Here is a 21748-nt window from a genome sequence, read left to right on the forward strand (position 1 = left end):
CGCAAAATGGCGGGAGCGGCCGCGGCAGGCGCCCCATCCCGGCTTCACCCCAACAGCCTGCTCAGGTGTCGGGCGACTCGCGCAGCGCGATCTGCTCGACGAGATCGACGACGCTGCGGCGCAGCTTCGGGTCGCTGATCCGCGTGAAGGCGCGGGTCAGGGCGAGGCCCTCCGAGGTGGCGAGGAAGTCCGCCACATAGGCCGGCGACGCCGCGACACTGCCGTTGTGATTGTGCGTCGAGGCGGTCGGCCCGCCCTCGAACAGGAACGACACCGGGACCTGTAGGATGTCGGCGATCTGCTGCAGACGGCTTGCGCCGATGCGGTTCGTGCCCTTTTCGTATTTTTGAATTTGCTGGAAAGTGAGGTCGAGCGCCTCGCCAAGTTTTTCCTGGCTCATGCCGAGCATGATGCGCCGCATCCGCACACGGCTGCCGACATACTTGTCAACCGGGTTGGGTGCCTTGGCTGTCATTCTTCAAGCTCCTGACGCGGACGCGGTAGACACAACGATCTCCATGGTCCGGTACAGGTGCGGTTAGAGGAATCGTCGGGGAATCTCAACACGGTGATTAACTAGCGGAAAAAACGGCTTTGAGAAATGTTCAAAATCTGCGCCGCGCGCGGATTGGTCGGAATTCATCGTCGCGACAATCGATTTGCGGCTCGGGCAGTGTCGCGTGGGACACAGTGACCCTGCATTGTCACCATGTTGTGTGACGATGTGTTGCTCGCGTGCCGCGCTGTTCAGCGTGCCGAAAAATGCATCAGAGCCGCGGCTTTTTCCGGCGTTGCCGGGCGGCGATGAGGGCGGCGACAGCAATCATGACAGCTGCGGGTACGTCTCTGAGCTTTGTGTACAACGGCGGCGCGATCGGCGACGGCAGGCCGGAATCGAGCACGCCTTCGTGACCCAAACCGAGTTGCGCGATAACCGCGCCGTAAGGGTCGATTACCGCGGAGATACCGGTGTTGGCGGCACGAACGATCGGCAAGCCTTCCTCGATCGCGCGCATCCGCGTCTGCTGCAGGTGCTGATAGGGGCCTGTGCTGATGCCGAACCAGCCGTCATTGGTGAGGTTGACGATCCAGCCAGGTCGTTCGCCCGGCGGCACGATCTCATTCGGAAAGACCGCCTCGTAGCAGATCAGGGGCAGCATGGGCGGCGCCTGCGGCACTTCCAGCGTCCGTCGGACCAGCCCGGGAATGTAACCGCCTCGTAACATCGTCAGTTGGAGAAAGCCGAGCTTTTCCATGAATTGCTGGAAGGGCAGGTATTCGCCAAACGGCACGAGATGGAGCTTGTCGTAGACGCTGCGAACGCCGCCGTCGTCTCCAATAATATATATCGAGTTATAGGCCCGGACGACGGGGGCGGGGCGGGGCATGTCGGGGACCCGCACGGCGCCGGTAATGAGGCTGGTGCCGGGCGGCAAGAGGGCCGCGATCTGAGCCATGGCGTCGGCTTCGCGCGTCAGGAAGAACGGGAAAGCCGACTCGGGCCAGACGAGGATGGTGGCATCCTTGACGCCGCTCGTGCCGGGTCCCGTGGCGCGGTCCGACAGCGCCAGATATTTCGCCATCACCGCCGCCTTGGCGGAGTAGTTGAATTTGACGTCCTGCTGCAGGTTGGGCTGCATCAGGCGGAGCCGCACCTTGTCGACGAGGCCTGCCGGCGGATGGGCGAGCCGCGCCGCGCCGAAGACGCCCATGGCGATCAGCGCAGCGAGGCCGAGCGCCGGCGCGACAAAGCGCCGCGCCGGCGTCGATTTGGGGGCCGGATCGACCAGCACGGCCGGGGTGGCGAAGATCGCCACCGCAAGGAAGGTCAGGCCCCACAGTCCGATCACCGAGGCGGTCTGCGCCAGCGCCAGCGGTTCGCTCAGGGCATAGCCGAAGGCATTCCAGGGAAAGCCGGTCAGGAGGTGGCCGCGCAGCCATTCGCTCGACGTCAGGGCGGCCGCCAGCGCCAGGATGCGGCTCGCATCCGTCGTCCAGATCAGGCGGGCGAGGGCGAAGCCCAGCGCGGTGTAGATCGCCAGGTAGGCGGGCAATCCGGTGACGGCAACCGGCAGCAGCCAGCCGAAGATGTCGGCATCGACCAGAAAGGCGTAGCCGATCCAGTAGAGGCCCGCGACGAAATAGCCGAAGCCGAACCACCAGCCGGCGATGGCCGCGGCCGGCAGCCCGCCGAGCCGTCCGGCGCCGGCGCCGTCGATCAGCCAGACCATCACCGGAAAGGTGAGGAACAGGATCGGCCAGGCGTTGAACGGCGCCATGGCGAGCGCCGACGCCGCGCCGGCGGTGAACGCGACCAGGGCGCGGCGCCAGCCCCAGGCCAGCACGATGGCGAGCGCTGCGGCACGCAGGCGATGCACAAGCGTCACGACGATGCGGTCCCCTCACTCGGTGGGGCGCCGCCGTCACCGTCCCGGCGCCTCGCCTCGCGGCGCAGCGCGGTGCGGTCCTTGCGCAGGCCGATGCGCAGCCGCTTCACCCGGCGCGGATCGGCATCGAGCACCTCGATCTCGTAGTCGCCCGGTCCGGAAATGATCTCGCCACGGACCGGCAGCCGGCCGACATGGGCGACCAGGTAGCCGCCCAGCGTATCGACATCCTCGCTCGCCTCGCCGTTGACGAAGGCGTCGCCGAGCACCGAGCGGACATCGTCGAGGCTGGCGCGGGCATCGGCGATGAAGGTGTTCTCGCCCTGGCGGACGATGGCGGGCGGCTCGTCGCTGTCGTGCTCGTCGTCGATCTCTCCGACGATCTGCTCGACGATGTCCTCGATCGACACCAGTCCGTCGGTGCCGCCGTATTCATCGACCACCAGCGCGAGGTGGATGCGGCTCGCCTGCATCTTGGCGAGCAGGTCGTGCGCCGGCATCGACGGCGGCACGTAGAGCAGCTTGCGGATGATGCCGGCGTCGCGCAGTTGTGTCTTGAGGTTGACGGCGCGCAGGTCGAGCCCGGCGGGAAACGGCTTCTTGCGCTTGGCGTTGATCTCGGGATCGACCTTGGCGTGAACCGCGATATAGGCGAGGAGGTCGCGGATATGGACGATGCCTTCGGGGTCATCGAGAGTTTCATTGTAGACGACGAGGCGCGAATGCCCGGCGCTTTCGAACACCGCGATCAGTTCGCCGAGGGAGATGTCGCTCTTGACGGCGACGATGTCGGGCCGCGGCACCATCACGTCGGCGATGCGGCGCTCGCGCAGGCCGAGGATGTTGCGCAGCAAGATGCGCTCGATGGCCGAGAAGCTGGTCTCGTCCGGCGCCGAGGCATCGAGCACGCCCTGCAGGTTGGCGCGCAGCGAGCCCGGCTTCCAGCCGAACAGCGTGCGCATCATCCGGATCAGCCAGGTGTCGGAGGGACGCAGGATCTCCGCCTGCGGCAGCGCCACCGGCAGATTGCGCGGGTCATGGGAGGCCTCGCCCGCAGTGTCGGGCGCATCGGCGCTTCCCGTCGATTTGACCACCGCTTTCACTCAGTTCCTTTCGTCTGCTTCCGCATAGGGGTCGGCGATGTCGAGACCCGCCAGGATGTCGCGCTCCAGCGCTTCCATGACCTCGGCCTCGGCGTCGGTCTCGTGGTCGTAGCCGAGGAGATGCAGCAACCCGTGCACCGCGAGGTGGCTGAGATGGTCGGCGAACGGCTTGCCCTCGGCCTCGGCCTCGCGGGCCGTGGTCTCGTAGGCGATGGCGATGTCGCCGAGCATTGTCGGCGCGCCCGCGCCCGCGCCCGCACCCGGCTGCGGCGCGGCCGGGAAGGACAGCACGTTGGTGGGCTTGTCGATGCCGCGCCAGTCGCGGTTGAGGGTGCGGATGGTCGCGTCATCGGTCAGCATCACCGCAACCTCGGCGCCGGCCGGCGCCCTGGCGGCGGCGGCCGCGGCGGTGATGGCGCGCTCGACCACGGCCCCGCTGTCCGCATGCGCCTTCCAGTTCTCGGCGTTGACGAGAATGTCGGTCGACAGATGTGGGGCGCCGCTCATCATGGTCGTTGTCGCAGTCGATGGTCCTGGCATCACGAGGCCGGCTTCTTCTGCGGACCCTCATAGGCGGCGACGATCCGCGCCACCAGTTCATGACGGATAACGTCCTCGGCGGTGAACCGCACCTGGGCAATGCCCTCGACGCCGTCGAGCAGCCGTGCCGCTTCCGACAGGCCAGAGGTCTGGCCGTTGGGCAGGTCGACCTGGCTGGGGTCGCCGGTGATGATCATCCGGCTGTTCTCGCCGAGGCGGGTGAGAAACATCTTCATCTGCATCGAGGTGGAGTTCTGCGCCTCGTCGAGGATGATCGCGGCGTTGGTCAGGGTGCGGCCGCGCATGAAGGCCAGCGGCGCGATCTCGATCTCGCCGCTTTGCAGGGCGCGCTCGACGATGCGGGCATCCATCAGGTCGTAGAGTGCGTCGTAGATCGGCCGCAGATAGGGGTCGACCTTCTCGCGCATGTCGCCCGGCAGGAAGCCGAGGCGCTCGCCGGCTTCGACCGCCGGTCGCGACAGGATGATGCGGTCGACTTCCTTGCGCTCGAACAGCTGCGAGGCATAGGCGACCGCGAGCCAGGTCTTGCCGGTGCCGGCGGGACCGATGCCGAATACCAGTTCGTTGCGCTTGAGCGCGCGGATATAGGAATCCTGCGCGGCGGTGCGGGCACGCACCGGCCGTTTGCGCAGGTTGATTTCCTCGAAGGCGGTCTTGGCGAGCTTGGGGTCGAAATCGAACAGCGAGCCCTGGGCGATCACCGCGCGGATCGCGCCCTCGACGTCGCCCTGGACGAGGTCATGGCCGCGGATCGCCTGATCGTAGAGGCCCTCCAGCACTCGCCGCGCCGCATCGCAGGAATCGCGCGAGCCGCCGATGGTGATGTGGTTGCCGCGCGAATCCACCACGACGCCGAGACGGCGCTCGATCAGCGCCAGATTCTGGCCGTAGGGACCGACCAGAGCGGAGGCTGCGCGATTATCGTCGAAAGCCACCACAACCTGGGTTTCGGGCGTCAGCGCGATGTCTCGGTCGGGTTTGCGGCCAGGGGCGAGAGACGTCGAATCCGATGCGCTTTTTGCCAAGGATGTCAGGCTCCGGTTGACACGGTCGGAGACGCGCTCGCGCTCCGGGGCGGGATCTGCTGCGGCCCCGCCAATTGGCCGATCAGGCTGTAGCGTTCGAGGCGGTCGACGGCGACCGGCAGAACCTGGCCGATGATGTCGGGTGGGGCGAGGACATGGGCGGGCTGCAAATAGGCGGTGCGCCCGACGATCTGTCCGGGATAGCGGGCGTCACGCTCGAACAGCACGTCGACGGTTTGTCCGACCATGGCCGCATTGAACGCCGCTTGCTGGCGGTCGATCAGGTCCTGGAGCCGCGCCAAACGCTCGTCCATCACTGCGGTCGCAACCATCTCCGGCATTTCCGCTGCCGGCGTGCCCGGCCGCGGCGAGTATTTGAACGAATAGGCGCCAGCGTAACCGATTTGCTCAATCAGCGCGAGGGTGGCGGCGAAATCTTCCTCGCTCTCGCCGGGAAAACCGACGATGAAGTCCGACGAGAAGGCGATCTGCGAGCAGGCGGCGCGGAACCTGTCGATCACGCGCCGATAATCGTCGGCGGTGTGCTTGCGGTTCATGGCGGCGAGGATGCGATCCGAACCCGACTGCACCGGCAGATGCACGAACGGCATCAGCGACGGCAGGTCGCGATGGGCGGCGATCAGGCTGTCGTCGACGTCGCGGGGGTGGCTGGTGGAATAGCGCAGCCGTGCAATGCCTTCGATGGTCGCAAGATGCTCCAGCAGACGTCCGAGCGGCCATGGCCGGCCATCCGGACCCTCGCCGTGAAAGGCATTGACGTTCTGGCCGATCAGCGTGATCTCGCGCACGCCGTTGTCGGCGAGCCGTCGGACGTCCTCGACGATGCGCTTGACCGGCCGCGACACCTCGGCGCCGCGCGTGTAAGGCACGACGCAGAAGGTGCAGAACTTGTCGCAGCCTTCCTGCACGGTGACGAAGGCGGAGACGCCGCGGGCGCGGATGGTGTCCGGCCGCGGTGCCGGCAGATGCTGGAATTTGTCGTCGAGCGGGAATTCGGTGTCGAGGGCGCGGCCGTCCTGGCGGGCGCGGGCGAGCAGCTGCGGCAGGTGGTGATAGCTCTGCGGCCCGACCACCACGTCCACCACCGGCGCGCGACGGATGATCTCCTCGCCCTCGGCCTGGGCGACGCAGCCGGCGACGGCCACGGTCAGCGCCCGCCCGGCGCGCCGCGCCTCGTCTTTCGCCTCGCGCAGCCGGCCGAGCTCCGAATAGACCTTCTCGGCGGCCTTTTCCCGGATATGGCAGGTATTGAGAATGACGAGATCGGCGTCGTCGACCGCCGCGGTCTCGACGAATCCCTCAGGGGCCAGCGTGTCCACCATGCGCTGCGCATCGTAGACATTCATCTGACAGCCGTATGACTTGATGTGCAGCTTGCGCGGCTCGTTCATGGTGTCCTGAAAACCGGTGCGGTCGCGCCTTGCTTCAAGCCATCAGCTTCCGACCCGCATTTGCCGCGGGCGGGCCTCGGCGCCACCCGGCGACGGTCGCTGAGATATAGGCAATGACCGCCGAAATCCATCGCCCCGCGCCCAAACGGTATCATATTATTGAAGTGACGACGGTCCAGCGAAGTGGCTGGCCACCAGCGCCGGCAGTTCGCGCATGTCGTCGATCACCACCGGCGCGCCCGCGGCAGAGAGCCGTCCGGCATCCGACGGACGGCAATGGCTGCCGCCGATATAGCCGATCACCCCCATGCCCGCCGCCACGGCGGCGGTGACCCCGGCGACGCTGTCCTCGACCACCAGGCAGTCCTCCGGGCGGCGGTCCATGCGGGCGGCGGCGAACAGGAACAGGTCCGGCGCCGGCTTGCCGCGGGCGACCTCCGAGGCCGAGAAGATGTGCGGGGCAAAGCGGGCGTGAAGGTTGGTGCGCGACAGCGTCGTGAAGATCTTGTCGTGCGCGCCGCTCGAAGCGACGCAGGCCGGCAGCGTCAGCCTGTCGAGAATATCGTGGATGTGCGGCACGGCCGTGACCTCGCGGGCGAGTGCCTCGAGCAGCTCGCGCCGCCGTTCGCGGTCGCAGGCCTCCGGCAGCGCCCGCCCGAGTTCCGCCTCGACCTCGCGATTGGCGTCTCGCGCCGAGCGGCCGAGAAAACGCTGCCGCACCTCTTCGGCGGTGATCGGATAGCCGTGGCGCGACAGCACCTGCGCGTGGACGCGGCAGGAGATCGGCTCGCTGTCGACCAGCACGCCGTCGCAGTCGAAGATGACGAGGCCGGCTCGCCGTGGATGCAACGTGCTCAGGAGGGCTTGTCCGTGTCGTCGAGCGGCACGCAATAAAGCTCGAGCCGATGATCGACGAGCTTGTAGCCGAGCTTGCGGGCGATCTCCGCCTGGAGTTTCTCGATCTCCTCGGAGGTGAATTCGATCACCTTGCCGTCACGCAGATTGATCAGGTGATCGTGATGACTGTCGCGCATCTGCTCGTAGCGGGCGCGGCCCTCGCGGAAGTCGTGGCGCTCGATGATGCCGGCGTCCTCGAACAGCTTCACCGTGCGATAGACGGTGGAGATCGAGATCTTGTCGTCGACGGCGACGCAACGGCGATAAAGTTCCTCGACGTCGGGATGGTCGATGGCCTGGGCCAGCACCCGGGCGATCACCCGCCGCTGCTCCGTCATGCGCATACCGGTGGCTGCGCAGCGTTTTTCGATATCGGTGAGGCCGCCATCGGCGACCGGTTTCAAGGCGCTCATGCTCATCTTTCCGTCAGATCCACCGCAACGCCCGCAAAGGCGGTAGGCAATTGCGAGACGCCACACCAGCCGGCGCAGACTTGCCGGTGCGCTGGGTTCCGTTTTTGCCACCCCGCGCCCCTCACGACAAGTCGCGTTGCATGACCAGTGCATTCAATTGTTCCCCGCCGGGGGCACGATAATAACGCTCGCGCCGGCCCACGGCGCGAAAGCCGGCGCGCTCGTAGAGACGACGGGCCGGCTGGTTGTTCTCCTCGACCTCGAGGAAGACGCGGGCGATGCCGCGCCCGGCCAGATGCCGCAGATGGGTCTGCAGCAGGTCGCGGGAGTAACCGCGGCCGCGGCTGCGCGCGGAGAGCGCGATCGACAGGATCTCCGCCTCGTCGGCGGCAAGGCGCGAAATGCAGAAGCCGATCACCTCACGGCCGCGGCGCAGCCGGTGGGCGAGGATGCTGTCGTCGAGCAGCATGCGCTCGAATTCGTCGGCGTCCCAGCCGCGATGGAACGAGGCGCCGTGAATGGCCGCGAACTGTGGCGCGTCGCGCAGCGTCGCCGCTTCCACCGCGATCGGCGCGGTCCCCATCAGATTGGACAGAAAGGCTCGCATCGGCGGCTACACGATGGCGTGGCCGGCGGCCGGCATCGCCTGTGGTTTGGCATCGGGCGCGCGCAGATAATAGGGCCGCGCCGGCGCGATGCTGGGGGACACCGCCGCGCCCAGCCAGGCGACCCAGCCGATATCGGGCGCTGTCTCCTGCCGCACCTCGATCGGCGCCGGCGCCGGCCAGCGCTCGGCGATGAGGCGCGCGGCGTTGCCGACGATGCGCGGCGCGCCGTGTTCGGCCGCCGCAAGCACCTCTGCGATCGGCGCGATTCTCGGCCGCACCAAGGTGCCGCCGTTGCCGCTGACGAGTTGGAAATAGACCTGGTCGTGCCGCGCATCGATGACTGAAAGCACCGGCGCGGCGACGTTATCGCTCACCAGCGGCGCGGCGAAGGCCGACAGGGTGGTGACGCCGACCACCGGCTTGTTGGCGGCGAGCGCCAGCCCGCGCGCCGCCGACAGGCCGACGCGCAAGCCGGTGAAACTGCCGGGCCCGGTGGTGACGGCGATACGGTCGAGCGCGGTGAAAGGCACGGCCGCCGCCTGCATGACGCGCGCGAGCAGCGGCATCAGCGCCTCGGCATGGCCGCGCGCCATCGGCTTCGTCTCCTGGGCGAGCAGGGCGTTGGCGTCGGTGTCCAGCAGCGCCGCGGCGCAGGCTTCCAGCGCGGTATCGATGGCGAGGATGAGCATCAAGGGTTCTTGGAGAGAGGGCGTTATCGGCAAGGATCGTTCGCGAACGATCCTTGCCGGCAAAAGATCATGCCGGCGGCAAAAGATAAAGCGGCCGCCCTGCGGCGACGATGTCCCGGGCCGGGTCAGCCGTTGGTCGGCCGAACCTCGATCACGTCGGGAACGAAATGCCGCAGCAGATTCTGGATGCCGTGCTTGAGCGTCGCCGTCGACGACGGGCAGCCGGAGCAGGCGCCGCGCATGTCGAGATAGACGATCCCCTCCTTGAAGCCGCGGAAGGTGATGTCGCCGCCGTCATTGGCGACCGCCGGGCGCACTCGCGTCTCGATCAGGTCCTTGATGATGGCCACCGTCTCGGCGTCGGCCTCGCTGAAGAACTCGTCGGCATCGGCCGCCGCCTCGCCGTCGCTCAGCAACGGCTCGCCGGACATATAGTGCTCCATGATGGCGCCGAGCACCGCCGGCTTGAGGTGCAGCCAGTCGTTCTCGCCCTTGGTCACCGCGACGAAGTCGGAGCCAAAGAACACGGCGGTGATGCCCGGCACCTCGAACAGCCGCGCGGCGAGCGGCGAGCGGGCGGCGGCGTCGCGGTCGAGGAATTCCATGGCGCCCTGGCCGAGCACATTGCGGCCGGGCAAGAACTTGAGGGTGGCGGGATTGGGCGTCGCTTCGGTCTGGATGAACATGAGGGTCTCCGGCCACGCGCCGGTTCAAGGCCGGCGGGACTGCGGTTCAAGGAAGCAGCTATTCTAGCGGGGCGGTTCCCGCAGGGAAAGTCGTGGCGGAACCGGCTCAAATGCCGGCGCAGCCTGTCCTTGAGATAACCGTCCGGCGGCGGGGATCAAGGGATTTGCCGGCTGGTCAGCCCAGCCCCTTGGCGGCAGCGCTCACGACAGCGCGTCGATTTCGGCATCGCTCAGCCCGCCCGGTACCACGGTGACTGGGATCGGAAAGCCGCCCGCCATGGCGGCAATGGCAGTGATGATCGGGCCGGGGCCCTCCGCGCCGGTCGAGGCCGCCAGCACCAGGAGGACGATATCGGCGTCGGTCTCGATCGCGCCGACGATCTGCTCGCTGGGCGTACCCTCCCGGATCACCCGCTGCGGCACGATGGCGAGCGTGCCGGCGCGGGCCGCGGCCTTGTCGAGCGCGACATTGGCTTCTTCCTCCGCCTCGGCGCGCATGATATCGGCGACGCCGAGCCATTGCTGATTGCGGTCTTCGTTTTCGATCACCCGCAGCGTGACGATGCCGCCGTGATGCCGCGCCGCCCAGCGGCTGGCGTAATAGATCGCGCGGTCGGCCTCGGCGGTATCATCGACCACGACGAGGCATTTCGGCATGTGGCCGGATTCGTAGGCGCGTCGCGTCGTCCCCATGCCAGCCCCGCTTGATGCCAGTCCCGCTTGATGCCGGCCCCGCTTGCCGTCGCAATCGGGCGCCCGTGTGGTGGTTCGCCATCGTGGCGGAGGTCAGAAGCGGCGCAAAGAGTAAGAGGTTCCGCGCGGCGGCGCCAGCGCATGATCCGGAAAAGTGGGAACCGGTTTTCCGATCAGATCATGCGCAACCTGCTAGTGTCCTGTCTCCGAATTACCGCTTCGTTTGCCTCACCCTCGCACGGTAATTCGGAGACATAAGGACACTAGAAAAATCAAAGTGCTAGTGTGGCTTATGTCTCGCAATTGCCTACGAGAGGCTTGCCGCAAAGGCGGTAGGCAATTGCGAGACGCCACACTAGCGCCTGCGGATGAAGCCGACGATGTCCTTGACGTGATTCATGGTGCGGTCGGCGAGCACGCGGGCGCGGTCGGCGCCGTCGATCAGCACCGAATCCACATAGCCGGGATCTGCCGTCAGGCGCTTCATCTCGGCTCCGACCGGACCGAGCTTCTCGACGGCGAGGTCGACGAGGTTCGCCTTGAAGTTGGAGAACTGGCCGCCGCCGAATTCGCGCAGCAGGTCGGCCTTGGAACGGCCGGACAGCGCCGCATAGATGCCGACCAGGTTGTCGGCCTCGGGCCGGCTCTCCAGGCCCTTCTCCTCGCCGGGCAGCGGCTCCGGATCGGTCTTGGCCTTGCGGATCTTCTGGGCGATGGCGTCGGCATCGTCGCTGAGGTTGATGCGCGAGTAATCCGAGGGATCGGACTTCGACATCTTCTTGGTGCCGTCGCGCAGGCTCATCACCCGCGTCGCCGGCCCGGTGATCAGCGGCTCCGGCTGCGGAAAGAACTGTCCGGCGCCGAAGCCGTTGTCGCGAATCTCGTTGCTGAAGTCGTTGTTGAACTTCTGCGCGATGTCGCGTGCCAGTTCGAGATGCTGCTTCTGGTCCTCGCCCACCGGCACGTGGGTGGCGCGATAGACCAGAATGTCCGCCGCCATCAGGTTGGGATAGGCATAGAGCCCGACCGAGGCGTTCTCGCGGTCCTTGCCGGCCTTCTCCTTGAACTGGGTCATGCGGTTCAGCCAGCCGAGCCGCGCCACGCAGTTGAACACCCAGGCGAGCTCGGCGTGGCCGGAGACCTGGCTCTGGTTGAAGACGATGTGTTCTCTCGGGTCGATGCCGGCGGCGATGAAGGCCGCGGCGACTTCGCGCGTCGCCTTGGTGAGGTCGGCCGGGTCCTGCCACACTGTGATCGCATGCATGTCCACGACGCAATAGATGCAGTTGTGGCTCTCCTGCAGCTTGACGAAATTCACGATCGCGCCGAGGTAGTTGCCGAGGTGCAGATTGCCGGTCGGCTGCACGCCCGAAAACACCAGTTCCTGTGTCGTCATTGCTCTGATCCTGGCAGGCTCTTCTTGTCCGCAAATCTTGTCCACCAGGTTGTCCGTCAACTCGGGACACCGGCTGGCGCGCGGCCTAGTGTGGTGGATCTGACGCTCGTTTCAGCATTGGAGCGAGTTCTTCAAACGCGCGTCACATCCAAAACCACACTAGAATCATAATGATGCTAGTGTCCCCTTGTTTCCAACGTTCGTATGAGCGCCTGCTGCAATGGGATACGAACGTTGGAAACGGGACACTAGCAAAATCAAAGTGCTAGTGTGGCTTATGTCTCGCAATTGCCTACGAGAGGCTTGCCGCAAAGGCGGTAGGCAATTGCGAGACGCCACACTAGCGCGCGTCGGGGTCCATTGCCACGCCAGCCTCAGGCGCGCAAGTCGCCGATCGCCTCGGCCCAGCTGACGATGCCAAGCAATTCCAGCAGCAATGCGTAACAAGCGAGCCCGACGGCGACGAGGCCGCCGAGAATGGTGGCCTGCGCGGTGAAATGCGCCATCGCGGTCACCGGGGCGACGAAATGTTCGGCGAGCCAGAGAACCGCGCCCATGGTCAGCGCTGCCACCACGATCCGCGGCAGCCGGCGTCTCGCCTGGGCGTCGAGCGACAGGCCGAAGGCGCGCGCGCCGCGCCATAACAGGATCGCGGCCACGGTCCAGGCGCCGAGTGCGATGCTGCCGGCAACGCCATTGGCGCCGAATCGTGGCTCGCAAATGGAGCCCGTCACCACCGCGGTGGCGAGCCCGGCCAGCATGGCGAGAAGCGGTGTGCCGGTGTCGTCGCGGGCGAAGAAGGCGGGAGACAATGTCTTGACGAGAACATGGGCGGGCAGGGCGAGCGCCAGCACGGTGAGCGCCGCGGCCGTGGCGCGGGCGTCGGCGCCGGTGAAGGCGCCATGTTCGAACAGCACCCGCACGATCATCTGTGCCAGCACCATCAGGCCGAGCGTCGCCGGCAGGACGAGGCCGACGGCGAATTCGACGCCGCGCGATTCGGTCTTCACCAGTGAGGGGCGGTCGCCGTCATGGACGGCGCGGGTCAGCGACGGCACCAGCACGGTGCCCATGGCGACGCCGACGACGCCGAGCGGCAGTTCGATCAGGCGATTGGCGAAATAGAGCCAGGAGACCGATGCCGGCGACGACGAGGCGAGAATGGCGCCGGCGACGATCAGGAACTGCGGGCCGGAATTGGCCATCATGCCGGGGATTCCCTTGCGCAGGAACGCGCGCATCTCCGGGCCGAAGGAGACGCGCAGGGGCGCGGCGAGGCCGGTGCGATGGCGCCGGCGCTGCACCAGCACCAGGGTCTGGGCGAGACCGGCGATGCCGACGGTGCCGGCAAGCACATGCGCGGCGAACGGGGCTTCGCGCCCCTGCCGCAGCAGCACCAGCATCGCTGCAATCAGGATGACATTGAACAGCAGCGGAGAAAAAGCGCTGAGCATGAAGCGATGCTCGGCGTTGAGCACACCCATCATCACCGTCACCGGGCCGACGAAGGCGAAATAGGGCAGCATCAGGCGGGCGTCGTGCACGGCGCGGGTCAGGGTGTCGGCGACAAAGCCCGGCGCCAGGAATCCCATCACCTGCGGCATGAACAGCGCCAGCGTTGCGGCGATGACGATCAGAATGACGCTGACGGTGCCCATCGCCCGTCCGGCAAATGCTGCCGCCGCCGCCGGACCGGCACTGTCGCGCGTGCGCAGGTAAAACGGAATCAGCGCCGCGTTCAGCGCGCCCTCGGTGAGGGAGCGCCGCGCCACATTGATGAACTGGAACGCCACCAGGAAGGCATCGGCGATCGGGCCGGCCCCGAGCAGCGCCGCGACCAGCGAGTCGCGGACGAAGCCGAGCAGACGCGAGGTCATCGTGCCGGAGGAAACCGTGAGGACGTGGCGGATCATGACGGCAAGTGTCCCGGTTTTAACGTTCGTATACCCTTGCAGCGAGCACATATACGAACGTTAGAACCAAAGGGACACCAGTATAGTTATGATTTTAGTGCGGTTTTGGATCTGACGCGCGTACGACGAATTCGCTGCAAGGCTGATACGAGCGTCAGATCCACCGCACTTGCTTTGCGGCGGCAGGTTTTAACGCGGCATGGACGGGCGGCGGGCGGGCCTTGCTGGCGCCGCCCGCGGCGTGATAGGTCGGCCATTCTGCATGAACGGGATCGCAACACAAATGCCGGCCGGCGCGCCATCCGCCCGGGTTTCGGCGCGGAGCGGACGGGATGACCACAGCGCGTTTTGACGTTCTCGGCATTGGCAACGCGATCTTCGACGTGCTCGTGCACACCGACGATGCGTTCCTCGCCGCCCAGGGCATGAGCAAGGGCGGCATGATGCTGATCGACGAGGCCCGCGCGACCGCGATCTATGCCGCCATGGGGCCGGCGACGGAGATGTCCGGCGGCTCGGCCGCGAACACCATCGTCGGGCTCGCCGATCTCGGCGCCAGCGCCGCCTATGTCGGCAAGGTCAAGGACGACCAGATCGGCCGCATGTACAGCCATGACATTCGCGCCGCCAAGGTCACGTTCGCGACGCCGACCGCCGCCGATGGCCCGGCCACGGGCTGCTCCTACATCCTGGTGACGCCGGACGGCGAGCGCACCATGAACACCTATCTCGGCGCCGCGCAGAACCTCACGCCCGCCGACATCGACCCGGCCCAGATCTCGGCCGCGCGCATCACCTATCTCGAAGGCTACCTGTGGGATCCGCCGGAGGCGAAGAAGGCATTCGTCAAGGCTGCGGAGATCGCCCACGGCGCCGGCCGCCAGGTGGCGCTGACGCTGTCGGATGCGTTCTGCATCGGCCGCTATCGCGACGAGTTTCTCGATCTGATGCGTCGCCACGTCGTCGACATCGTCTTCGCCAACGAAGCCGAATTGCTGTCGCTCTACGAGGGGGCGGATTTCGAGGCCGGCCTGGCGCAGCTGCGCCGCGACGTCCGCTTCGCGGTGGTGACGCGCAGCGAAAAAGGCTGCGTCGTCGTCAGCGGCGAGGAGACCACGGCGGTGCCCGCCTCTGTGGTCGCCAAGGTTGTCGACACCACCGGCGCCGGCGATCTGTTCGCCGCCGGCTTCCTGTTCGGCCTGGTGCGGGGCGCCAGCCACGAGATCTGCGGCCGGTTCGGCGCGCTGGCGGCGGCCGAGGTGATTCAGCATATCGGTGCGCGGCCGCAGACTTCGCTCAAGGACCTCGCGCGCCAGCACGGGTTGCCGGTGTAAGGAGCTTACTGCGTTCTCTCGTCATGGCCGGGCCAGGCGTGGCCCGGCCATCGACGTCTTTGTCCCTAGTGTCCCGTCTCCGAATTACCGCTTCGTTTGCCTCACCCTCGCACGGTCATTCGGAGACATCGGGACACTAGCAAAATCAAAAAGCTAGTGTGGTGGATCTGACGCTCGTTTCAGTATTGCAGCGAGTTCTTCGAACGAGCGTCAGATCCAAAACCACACTAGAATCATAATGATGCTAGTGTCCCTTTGTTTCCAACGTTCGTAGAAGCGCCTGCTGCAAAGGAATACGAACGTTGGAAACGGGACACTAGTGTGGCTTATGTCTCGCAATTGCCTATGAGAGGCTTGCCGCAAAGGGCATAGGCAATTGCGAGACGCCACACTAGATGAGCTCGCAAATCGTAGATGCCCGCGACCGGTCTTCGCCTTCGGCTTCGATCCGGCCCAATGGCTGGGCGCGCCGAAGCGTCTTGGCGAAGGCGGGCAAGCGCGGGCATGACGATCGAGAGGGCCGCTGATGTGTTCTCAACCCCTCACGCCGCCTGGCGCGGCGCGTCCAGCGCCGCATAGACGCCGCGCTCGAAGCGGGCGAAGGCGTCGAGACACTTGTCGTCGGCGAACGGCAGCACCTGCATCAGGATCACGCCGCTGACATTGCGCGCCGGATCGATCCAGAAATAGGTGTTGCCGAGTCCGGCCCAGGCGAGGCTGCCGGGGCTGCGCCCCTCCGCTGTCGTCTCGGTGTTGATCATGAAGCCGAGGCCCCATTTCTTCACCATGCCGGGATAGAGGTCGACATCGTTGGTGGCGAAGGCCACCGCGGAACTGAGCCGGGTCATCTCCAGTTCGCCGATATGGTTCCGGCCCATCAGGTCCACGGTTTCGGGCTTGAGGATCTGCTCGCCATTGCCGCGGCCGCGGTTGAGGATCATTTGCGTGAAGGCGATGTAATCGTGCGCGGTGCCGTAGAGGCCGCCGCCGCCCATGTGGAATTCGGGATCCTGCTCCAGCTCGAACGGCATCGGCTGCAGCGAGCCGTCCGGCTGGCGGGCATGCATGCCGACGAGACGCGCGCGCATGTTGTCGGTGATCCTGAATCCGGTGTCGCTCATCCCGAGCGGCGCGAGGATGTTGTCGTGCAGACGGGCGTCGAGCCGCTGGCCGCTCACCGCTTCCACTGCCTTGCCGACGAAGTCGATGTTGCTGCCGTATTCCCAGCGCGTGCCGGGATCGCTCGCCAGCGGCGTCCGCAGCGCGGCATTGCGGCAGCTGATGATACCCGGCGTGCCCGTCGCCTCGAGATAGCGCGCCATGTCGCCGTTCCACATGTCGTAGCAGAATCCGGCGGTGTGGGTCATGAGTTGCCGCAGCGTGATCGGCGAGCGCGCCGGCCGCAATTGCGGTCTGCCCTCAGCGTTGAAACCGTCGAGAACCTTGATGTCGGCGAGCTCGGGCAGGATGCCGCCGATCGGATCGTCGAGCGATAGCCGGCCCTGCTCGACGAGCTGCATTGCTCCGGCGCAGGTCACCGCCTTGGTCATGGAGGCAATCCAGAACACGCTGTCCGGCGTCATCGCGGCGCCGGTTCCGAGATCCCGGCTGCCGAAGGCGCCTTCATAGAGAATGTCCTCGGCGTTGGCCGCAACCGCGACGATGCCGGGGACGGCGCCGCTGGCGGTGGCCTGAGAAAAGTCCTGGTCGATCGCCGTCGGGGTGAGACTCGCTGACGACATCGGGCGCCTCCCTGCGTGCTGGTTATGGTTGGCGCGATTGTCTCCCTGCGTTTGCGTGCCGGCAAGGGGAATGCCCGCCGTGAGCGGTGCTGCATTGCGGCGCGATTCATTGTCGCAATGTCGCGGTGGAACCAGGTCTGCGCCGATCGAATTGCGTTCATGAACCGAATTGCGTCGGCGATATTGTGTGGGCGGCCGTGAGCACCACCTTGCGTTGCATCGTCCTGCGAAAACTGGTGCCGCATGAATCATACTGCCTGCAATCGAGCATGGCCGTCCCAATTGCGGCGGCGCCGTTCATGGCGCATTCACGTTTTCACCAATAGCCTGCGGCGAGGATCATCAAGACTGTCGACTGCGGCATCGCATCGGCCTTGACGTTGCGGTGTCTCGACCAGGAATTCCGTAGGCAAGGAGTCCGCGACATGAAACTCGTCAGCATAAGACACCTCTCCGCTCTCTTCGCCGTCGCTGCCCTCGTGCTGCTGGCGGCGCCGACGCAACGCGCCCAGGCACTGTCGCTCGCCACACCCGGCATCGCGACCTCGAACGACTCCGAAGCGCTCGGCATGACGACCCAGGTGCATTGGCGCCACTACCATCATCGCCACTGGCGGCGGCATTATTATTACCATCACCGGCATTACTGGCATCCCTATCGCCACTACTACCACCATCGTCATTACCGCTACTACTGAGCGCTGCCCGGCGAGTGAATAGCCGAGCTCCTTGGCGGCGAACCTCAACCGTGGGGATGAGATGAAATCATTTGTGGATTGGCTGGGCCTGGTCGCGGTTGCCGCTCTGATGACGCTCGCGGTTGCACCTCGGCAGGCCGAGGCGATGACGGCCTCCCCGGCGGGTCTGGTGAACGCGGCGAAGCGGGTCGGCGCGGGAGGGATCATTCCGGCCCGCGTCGTCATGGGCCATGGCTTTCACACCTATGGCGGCGGCGGTGGTGGATATGGCGGTGGCGGCCACTTCTATGGTGGCGGCGGCCACTATTACGGAGGCGGCGGCCACTTCTACGGCGGCGGCTATCGCTGGCGGCCGCACTACTACGGTCGCAGCTTCTACTATGGGCCGAGCTATTACTACGGATCGGGCTATTATCCCTATCCGCGGCGCTGCCGCGTGGTGTGGACATATTACGGGCCGCGCCGCATCTGCCGCTGGCACCGTCCCTGGTATTGGTGAGGGCCTCGCGCCGCGGCTCCGATGCTAACATCGCGCAGCACGATCGCCTGAACGCGGTCGTGCTGTCGGCGCGTGTCGGATCACTCGCAGGGAGTTCGATCATGGTCAGGAGATTGGGTGCGCTTGGCGCCATGGCGCTGATCGCCGCGGCCGTCGCGATGAAGCCGGCGCAGGCCGCGCCGCCGGTGGCGACACCGTCGCCGGGCTATGACGCGCGGCTGCAGGAGAGTCGCAAGCCGGATGCGGCAAAGCCGGAAGCCAACAAGCCGGACGTGAGCAGTCCCGAGACGAAGAAGCCGGCCATGAAGAAAAGGTCGCGGCGGGCAATTCATCGACAGGTGTGGCGCGGTGCGCAGGTCTATGACGAAGCGGCGCCGGGTCCGCCCTATCCGCCGTATCCCTATTACGAAGCCCGGCCGGAATATTATCGGCCATACCCCTATTATGGTCCCGTGATCCCGCTCTACGGCTTTGGCTTCGAATTCGGCTGGTAAGGCCCGCGCAGGCTGAGCGCCGCGCGTGCTGCCCCGCCATTGAGAGTCGAAGCGCCTGTGCCCATCCAATCTTCGTGAGCCAGTGTGAGGATCTCAGCGGTGGTGACCTGCGATGGTTGTGTGACGAGCGCCTATCACCACTGCGCGTTGCGCTCTGCTGCGACAACACGTCCCACATCGGTCACCTTCTCCGTAGTCAGGCGCATCGGCGCCATTTCCGCCGCATTCGCGTTCCAGCACCTATCCGGATCGTTCGACCGGATCGCTGTCGCTGGCGTCAATATCACTGGCGCTTCGGCCCTTTCATCAGCCACTGGACCATCATCCATCGAGCCGCGTTGGTCGGACCTCCGCGGCTCTGCCAATCGTGAGGTAGTTATGAGACAGCACATCAACTGGCCGGGCGCGCTCGCGTTTGCCGCCCTGATGACGATCGCGGCCGCACCGCGCCAGGCCGGTGCCATGACCGCATCGCCGGTCGCCGTCGCCGGGATGACGAAAGATCGCGGCGCTGGGGCGATCATTCCCGTTCGCGATGTTATCGGCCATGGCTTCCAGCCCTATGGCGCTGGCGCTGGCGCTGGCGGCGGCGCGACCCCGTCCTATGATGGCCGTCGCGACCGTGATGAGGATCGCGGCTATGGGCCGCGCCGTCGCGTTCGGCCGTACTATGACGATCGGCCGAGCTACTACGATGGGCCGCGCTATTACGATCAGCCGAACTATGACGGCGGTCCCCGTTATTATTCCTATCCGCGTCGCTGCCGCGACGTGTGGACCGATTACGGGCCGCGCCGTATCTGCCGCTGAGGAAGGACGAGGTCCGGACGGCGACGTTCCGCGTCGGCGGCATTCGCGCCGGCGATGCGAGGCAGTTAGAAACGGTGTGACAAAGAGACGATGTGAAAAAAGGCGCCCCGGTTTGCGGGGCGCCTGTTTCGCTTTTGCTGGAGTGAGATGTCGCGGCTTCAGCGCCAGTCGCGGATGTCGACGAAATGCCCGGCGATCGCCGCCGCGGCGGCCATGGCCGGCGACACCAGATGGGTGCGGCCCTTGAAGCCCTGGCGGCCCTCGAAATTGCGGTTCGAGGTCGAGGCGCAGCGCTCTTCCGGCCGCAGCTTGTCCGGGTTCATGGCGAGGCACATCGAGCAGCCCGGTTCGCGCCATTCGAAGCCGGCGTTCTTGAAGATCTTGTCGAGCCCTTCGGCCTCGGCCTGCTCCTTGACGAGGCCGGAGCCCGGCACCACCAGGGCGTTGACGTTGGCGTTGACCTTGCGGTCGCCGATCATCTTCGCGGCGGCGCGCAGGTCCTCGATGCGGCCATTGGTGCAGGAGCCGATGAAGACCCGGTCGAGCTTGATGTCGGTGATCTTCGTGCCGGCGGTCAGGCCCATATAGGCCAGCGCCCGATGCTTGGAGGCGCGCTTGGTCTCTTCGGCGATCTCGTCCGGATTGGGCACCACGCCGGCCACCGAGACGACGTCCTCGGGCGACGTGCCCCAGGTCACGATCGGCGGCAGCTTGGCGGCGTCGAGGCGGATCTCGGCGTCGAAATAGGCGCCGTCGTCGGTGCGCAGCGTTTCCCAGTAACGCTGCGCCGCGTCCCAGGCGGCGCCCTTCGGCGCCTTCGGCCGGTCCTTGAGCCAGGCGAAAGCCTTCTCGTCCGGGGCGATGAGACCGGCGCGGGCGCCGCCCTCGATCGACATGTTGCAGACGGTCATGCGGCCTTCCATCGACAGCGCGCGGATGGCTTCGCCGGCGTATTCCAGCACGTGGCCGGTGCCGCCGGCGGTGCCGATCTCGCCGATGATGGCGAGGATGATGTCCTTGGCGGTGACACCGTCCGGCAATTTGCCATCGACGGTGACCCGCATGTTCTTCGCCTTCTTCTGGATCAGGGTCTGGGTCGCCAGTACGTGTTCGACCTCGGACGTGCCGATGCCGTGCGCCAGCGCGCCGAAGGCGCCGTGGGTCGAGGTGTGGCTGTCGCCGCAGACGATGGTCGAGCCGGGCAGCGTGAAGCCCTGCTCGGGCCCGATGATGTGGACGATGCCCTGCCGCTTGTCGAACTCGTTGTAATATTCGATGTCGAAGTCGCGGGCGTTCTCCGCCAGCGTCCTGATCTGCTCGGCGCTTTCCGGATCAGGATTGGGCTTGGTGCGGTCGGTGGTCGGCACATTGTGATCGACCACCGCCAGCGTCTTCTGCGGCGCGCGGACCTTGCGGCCGCTGGTGCGCAGGCCTTCGAAGGCCTGCGGCGAGGTCACCTCGTGGACGAGATGGCGGTCGATATAGATGAGACAGGTGCCGTCCGGCTGTTCGTCGACCAGATGGTCGTTCCAGATCTTGTCGTACAGCGTGGTCGGCGCGGAAGACTTCTTGGCGGAGGACATGGTTCAGGCCTCGAGGAAATTGCGGAGATCATCAACGGGACAAAGGGCCGGCACGCGCGCCGGCGGGCGACGTCAGGCGCGTCGAAGCTGCAGCGACGTCGTGAAGCGGCCGAAGAACCGCCAGGGCAGACGGCTGCGGTCGTCGAGCACAACCCGTGCCGCCGCGCCACCCACCTGATGTGCCGAATAGTGAAGCATCTGGTCTTCTACCACAGCGGCGAGCGGCCGGACAATCAAAGCGACGACACCGCCATGCGGCGGGCCGAGGGCCCGGCCGAAGCCGCTGCGCCGACCCGATCGCCTGTGTTCCACCGTTCCGTGCGCCGTAAACAGAAAGCGCAAAAAGAAAAAGCGCGGCTCGATGAGCCGCGCTGATTTCGTTCCTCAGGGTCGCGAGCGTTACTGGCCGACGGCCTGCTGGCGATCCTGCTTCTCGACGATGCGGGCCGATTTGCCGCGCAGGTTGCGCAGGTAGTAGAGCTTGGCGCGACGCACCTTGCCGCGACGCACCACCTTGATGGCGTCGATCATCGGCGAATACAGCGGGAAGACGCGCTCGACGCCCTCGCCGTATGAAATCTTGCGGACAGTGAAGCTCTGGTGAATGCCACCGCCCTGACGGCCGATGCAGACGCCTTCGTAGGCCTGCACGCGGGTGCGGTCGCCTTCCTTGACCTTGACATTGACGATCACGGTATCGCCCGGACCGAAGTCCGGAATCTCCCGACCGGCGGACAGCTTGTCGAGCTGCTCTTTCTCGAGCTGCTGGATCAGGTTCATTGTGAAATCTCCATCGGCGGCGCTC

24 protein-coding genes are annotated in these 21748 nt (G+C 66.1%); 6 read left to right on the plus strand and 18 right to left on the minus strand.

Annotation, left to right across the window (positions count from 1 at the left end; genetic code table 11):
* Nucleotides 1-61: 61 nt before the first annotated feature.
* The 14 genes from DB459_RS09760 to murJ form a co-directional block, all read right to left on the minus strand.
* A complete protein-coding gene (locus DB459_RS09760) occupies nt 62-475 on the minus strand; it encodes a helix-turn-helix domain-containing protein (RefSeq protein ID WP_253712652.1) in 414 nt (137 codons plus the stop codon).
* A gap of 292 nt (nt 476-767) precedes the next feature.
* Nucleotides 768-2378, minus strand: a complete 1611-nt coding sequence (gene lnt / locus DB459_RS09765) for an apolipoprotein N-acyltransferase (protein WP_371926972.1) — start codon at nt 2376-2378, stop codon at nt 768-770.
* A gap of 5 nt (nt 2379-2383) precedes the next feature.
* Nucleotides 2384-3481 carry a hemolysin family protein gene (locus DB459_RS09770; RefSeq protein ID WP_371926973.1) on the minus strand — a complete coding sequence of 366 codons (1098 nt, stop codon included), beginning with the start codon at nt 3479-3481 and terminating at the stop codon, nt 2384-2386.
* Between the two features lie 9 nt (nt 3482-3490).
* Nucleotides 3491-3997 carry an rRNA maturation RNase YbeY gene (gene ybeY, locus DB459_RS09775; protein WP_253712654.1) on the minus strand — a complete coding sequence of 169 codons (507 nt, stop codon included), beginning with the start codon at nt 3995-3997 and terminating at the stop codon, nt 3491-3493.
* 32 nt (nt 3998-4029) lie between these two features.
* On the minus strand, nt 4030-5076 hold the full coding sequence (locus DB459_RS09780) for a PhoH family protein (protein ID WP_253712655.1): 1047 nt from the start codon (nt 5074-5076) through the stop codon (nt 4030-4032).
* 5 nt (nt 5077-5081) lie between these two features.
* Nucleotides 5082-6488 carry a tRNA (N6-isopentenyl adenosine(37)-C2)-methylthiotransferase MiaB gene (gene miaB, locus DB459_RS09785; protein WP_253712656.1) on the minus strand — a complete coding sequence of 469 codons (1407 nt, stop codon included), beginning with the start codon at nt 6486-6488 and terminating at the stop codon, nt 5082-5084.
* Nucleotides 6489-6644: 156 nt separating this feature from the next.
* Complete coding sequence (locus DB459_RS09790; protein ID WP_371926974.1) at nt 6645-7346, minus strand: HAD family hydrolase; 702 nt, start codon at nt 7344-7346, stop codon at nt 6645-6647.
* Nucleotides 7343-7798 (minus strand): Fur family transcriptional regulator, encoded by a 456-nt coding sequence (locus DB459_RS09795; protein ID WP_253712658.1) that lies wholly within the window; start codon nt 7796-7798, stop codon nt 7343-7345. The genes DB459_RS09790 and DB459_RS09795 overlap by 4 nt, the downstream gene beginning before the upstream one ends.
* Nucleotides 7799-7919: 121 nt before the next feature.
* Nucleotides 7920-8405, minus strand: a complete 486-nt coding sequence (gene rimI, locus DB459_RS09800; RefSeq protein ID WP_253712659.1) for a ribosomal protein S18-alanine N-acetyltransferase — start codon at nt 8403-8405, stop codon at nt 7920-7922.
* 6 nt (nt 8406-8411) lie between these two features.
* The gene (tsaB, locus tag DB459_RS09805; RefSeq protein ID WP_253712660.1) at nt 8412-9095 is read right to left on the minus strand and encodes a tRNA (adenosine(37)-N6)-threonylcarbamoyltransferase complex dimerization subunit type 1 TsaB; all 684 of its coding nucleotides are present in this window, start codon (nt 9093-9095) and stop codon (nt 8412-8414) included.
* A gap of 125 nt (nt 9096-9220) precedes the next feature.
* Nucleotides 9221-9781: a NifU family protein gene (locus DB459_RS09810; protein ID WP_253712661.1), complete on the minus strand. Its 561-nt coding sequence runs from the start codon at nt 9779-9781 to the stop codon at nt 9221-9223.
* A gap of 201 nt (nt 9782-9982) precedes the next feature.
* Entirely contained in the window at nt 9983-10474 is a 492-nt protein-coding gene (locus tag DB459_RS09815; RefSeq protein WP_253712662.1) for a universal stress protein, read from the minus strand.
* A gap of 355 nt (nt 10475-10829) precedes the next feature.
* Complete coding sequence (gene trpS / locus DB459_RS09820; RefSeq protein WP_253712663.1) at nt 10830-11870, minus strand: tryptophan--tRNA ligase; 1041 nt, start codon at nt 11868-11870, stop codon at nt 10830-10832.
* Between the two features lie 374 nt (nt 11871-12244).
* Nucleotides 12245-13783 carry a murein biosynthesis integral membrane protein MurJ gene (gene murJ, locus DB459_RS09825; protein WP_253712664.1) on the minus strand — a complete coding sequence of 513 codons (1539 nt, stop codon included), beginning with the start codon at nt 13781-13783 and terminating at the stop codon, nt 12245-12247.
* 332 nt (nt 13784-14115) lie between these two features.
* Between murJ and DB459_RS09830 the strand changes: the two genes are divergently transcribed.
* Complete coding sequence (locus tag DB459_RS09830) at nt 14116-15117, plus strand: adenosine kinase (RefSeq protein WP_253712665.1); 1002 nt, start codon at nt 14116-14118, stop codon at nt 15115-15117.
* A 542-nt stretch (nt 15118-15659) separates the two neighbouring features.
* On the opposite strand, the gene DB459_RS09835 is transcribed toward DB459_RS09830, so the two are convergent.
* Nucleotides 15660-16859 (minus strand): serine hydrolase, encoded by a 1200-nt coding sequence (locus tag DB459_RS09835; protein WP_253712666.1) that lies wholly within the window; start codon nt 16857-16859, stop codon nt 15660-15662.
* Nucleotides 16860-17284: 425 nt separating this feature from the next.
* Here DB459_RS09835 and DB459_RS09840 point away from each other — a divergent pair, with 425 nt between their 5' ends.
* The 4 genes from DB459_RS09840 (at nt 17285) to DB459_RS09855 (ending at nt 19360) form a co-directional block, all read left to right on the plus strand.
* Nucleotides 17285-17557: a hypothetical protein gene (locus tag DB459_RS09840; RefSeq protein WP_253712667.1), complete on the plus strand. Its 273-nt coding sequence runs from the start codon at nt 17285-17287 to the stop codon at nt 17555-17557.
* Between the two features lie 61 nt (nt 17558-17618).
* The gene (locus tag DB459_RS09845; RefSeq protein ID WP_253712668.1) at nt 17619-18056 is read left to right on the plus strand and encodes a hypothetical protein; all 438 of its coding nucleotides are present in this window, start codon (nt 17619-17621) and stop codon (nt 18054-18056) included.
* A 101-nt stretch (nt 18057-18157) separates the two neighbouring features.
* On the plus strand, nt 18158-18550 hold the full coding sequence (locus tag DB459_RS09850; RefSeq protein ID WP_253712669.1) for a hypothetical protein: 393 nt from the start codon (nt 18158-18160) through the stop codon (nt 18548-18550).
* Between the two features lie 378 nt (nt 18551-18928).
* Nucleotides 18929-19360 (plus strand): hypothetical protein, encoded by a 432-nt coding sequence (locus tag DB459_RS09855; RefSeq protein WP_253712670.1) that lies wholly within the window; start codon nt 18929-18931, stop codon nt 19358-19360.
* 158 nt (nt 19361-19518) lie between these two features.
* Here DB459_RS09855 and leuC read toward each other — a convergent pair whose 3' ends face one another.
* Nucleotides 19519-20943, minus strand: coding sequence for a 3-isopropylmalate dehydratase large subunit (gene leuC, locus DB459_RS09860; RefSeq protein WP_253712671.1), 1425 nt, complete (start codon nt 20941-20943; stop codon nt 19519-19521).
* Between the two features lie 72 nt (nt 20944-21015).
* Nucleotides 21016-21141: a hypothetical protein gene (locus DB459_RS27355; RefSeq protein WP_256519332.1), complete on the minus strand. Its 126-nt coding sequence runs from the start codon at nt 21139-21141 to the stop codon at nt 21016-21018.
* On the opposite strand from DB459_RS27355, the gene DB459_RS09865 reads away from it, so the two are divergent.
* Entirely contained in the window at nt 21133-21318 is a 186-nt protein-coding gene (locus DB459_RS09865) for a hypothetical protein (RefSeq protein WP_253712672.1), read from the plus strand. The genes DB459_RS27355 and DB459_RS09865 overlap by 9 nt on opposite strands.
* A gap of 24 nt (nt 21319-21342) precedes the next feature.
* On the opposite strand, the gene rplS is transcribed toward DB459_RS09865, so the two are convergent.
* The gene (gene rplS / locus DB459_RS09870; RefSeq protein ID WP_253712673.1) at nt 21343-21723 is read right to left on the minus strand and encodes a 50S ribosomal protein L19; all 381 of its coding nucleotides are present in this window, start codon (nt 21721-21723) and stop codon (nt 21343-21345) included.
* Between the last annotated feature and the right edge of the window lie 25 nt (nt 21724-21748).

The sequence above is a fragment of the Bradyrhizobium sp. WD16 genome (assembly GCF_024181725.1).
In the GTDB taxonomy this organism is placed as follows: Bacteria; Pseudomonadota; Alphaproteobacteria; order Rhizobiales; family Xanthobacteraceae; genus Bradyrhizobium_A.

What these genes read in the sequence shown, in the direction of transcription:
- DB459_RS09760 (WP_253712652.1), bottom strand. Translation starts at nt 475, where the DNA reads ATGACAGCCAAGGCACCCAACCCGGTTGACAAGTATGTCGGCAGCCGT.
- ybeY (WP_253712654.1), bottom strand. Translation starts at nt 3,997, where the DNA reads ATGAGCGGCGCCCCACATCTGTCGACCGACATTCTCGTCAACGCCGAG.
- miaB (WP_253712656.1), bottom strand. Translation starts at nt 6,488, where the DNA reads ATGAACGAGCCGCGCAAGCTGCACATCAAGTCATACGGCTGTCAGATG.
- DB459_RS09795 (WP_253712658.1), bottom strand. Translation starts at nt 7,798, where the DNA reads ATGAGCGCCTTGAAACCGGTCGCCGATGGCGGCCTCACCGATATCGAA.
- rimI (WP_253712659.1), bottom strand. Translation starts at nt 8,405, where the DNA reads ATGCGAGCCTTTCTGTCCAATCTGATGGGGACCGCGCCGATCGCGGTG.
- tsaB (WP_253712660.1), bottom strand. Translation starts at nt 9,095, where the DNA reads ATGCTCATCCTCGCCATCGATACCGCGCTGGAAGCCTGCGCCGCGGCG.
- DB459_RS09810 (WP_253712661.1), bottom strand. Translation starts at nt 9,781, where the DNA reads ATGTTCATCCAGACCGAAGCGACGCCCAATCCCGCCACCCTCAAGTTC.
- DB459_RS09815 (WP_253712662.1), bottom strand. Translation starts at nt 10,474, where the DNA reads ATGGGGACGACGCGACGCGCCTACGAATCCGGCCACATGCCGAAATGC.
- trpS (WP_253712663.1), bottom strand. Translation starts at nt 11,870, where the DNA reads ATGACGACACAGGAACTGGTGTTTTCGGGCGTGCAGCCGACCGGCAAT.
- murJ (WP_253712664.1), bottom strand. Translation starts at nt 13,783, where the DNA reads ATGATCCGCCACGTCCTCACGGTTTCCTCCGGCACGATGACCTCGCGT.
- DB459_RS09830 (WP_253712665.1), top strand. Translation starts at nt 14,116, where the DNA reads ATGACCACAGCGCGTTTTGACGTTCTCGGCATTGGCAACGCGATCTTC.
- DB459_RS09835 (WP_253712666.1), bottom strand. Translation starts at nt 16,859, where the DNA reads ATGTCGTCAGCGAGTCTCACCCCGACGGCGATCGACCAGGACTTTTCT.
- DB459_RS09840 (WP_253712667.1), top strand. Translation starts at nt 17,285, where the DNA reads ATGAAACTCGTCAGCATAAGACACCTCTCCGCTCTCTTCGCCGTCGCT.
- DB459_RS09845 (WP_253712668.1), top strand. Translation starts at nt 17,619, where the DNA reads ATGAAATCATTTGTGGATTGGCTGGGCCTGGTCGCGGTTGCCGCTCTG.
- DB459_RS09850 (WP_253712669.1), top strand. Translation starts at nt 18,158, where the DNA reads ATGGTCAGGAGATTGGGTGCGCTTGGCGCCATGGCGCTGATCGCCGCG.
- DB459_RS09855 (WP_253712670.1), top strand. Translation starts at nt 18,929, where the DNA reads ATGAGACAGCACATCAACTGGCCGGGCGCGCTCGCGTTTGCCGCCCTG.
- leuC (WP_253712671.1), bottom strand. Translation starts at nt 20,943, where the DNA reads ATGTCCTCCGCCAAGAAGTCTTCCGCGCCGACCACGCTGTACGACAAG.
- DB459_RS27355 (WP_256519332.1), bottom strand. Translation starts at nt 21,141, where the DNA reads ATGCTTCACTATTCGGCACATCAGGTGGGTGGCGCGGCGGCACGGGTT.
- rplS (WP_253712673.1), bottom strand. Translation starts at nt 21,723, where the DNA reads ATGAACCTGATCCAGCAGCTCGAGAAAGAGCAGCTCGACAAGCTGTCC.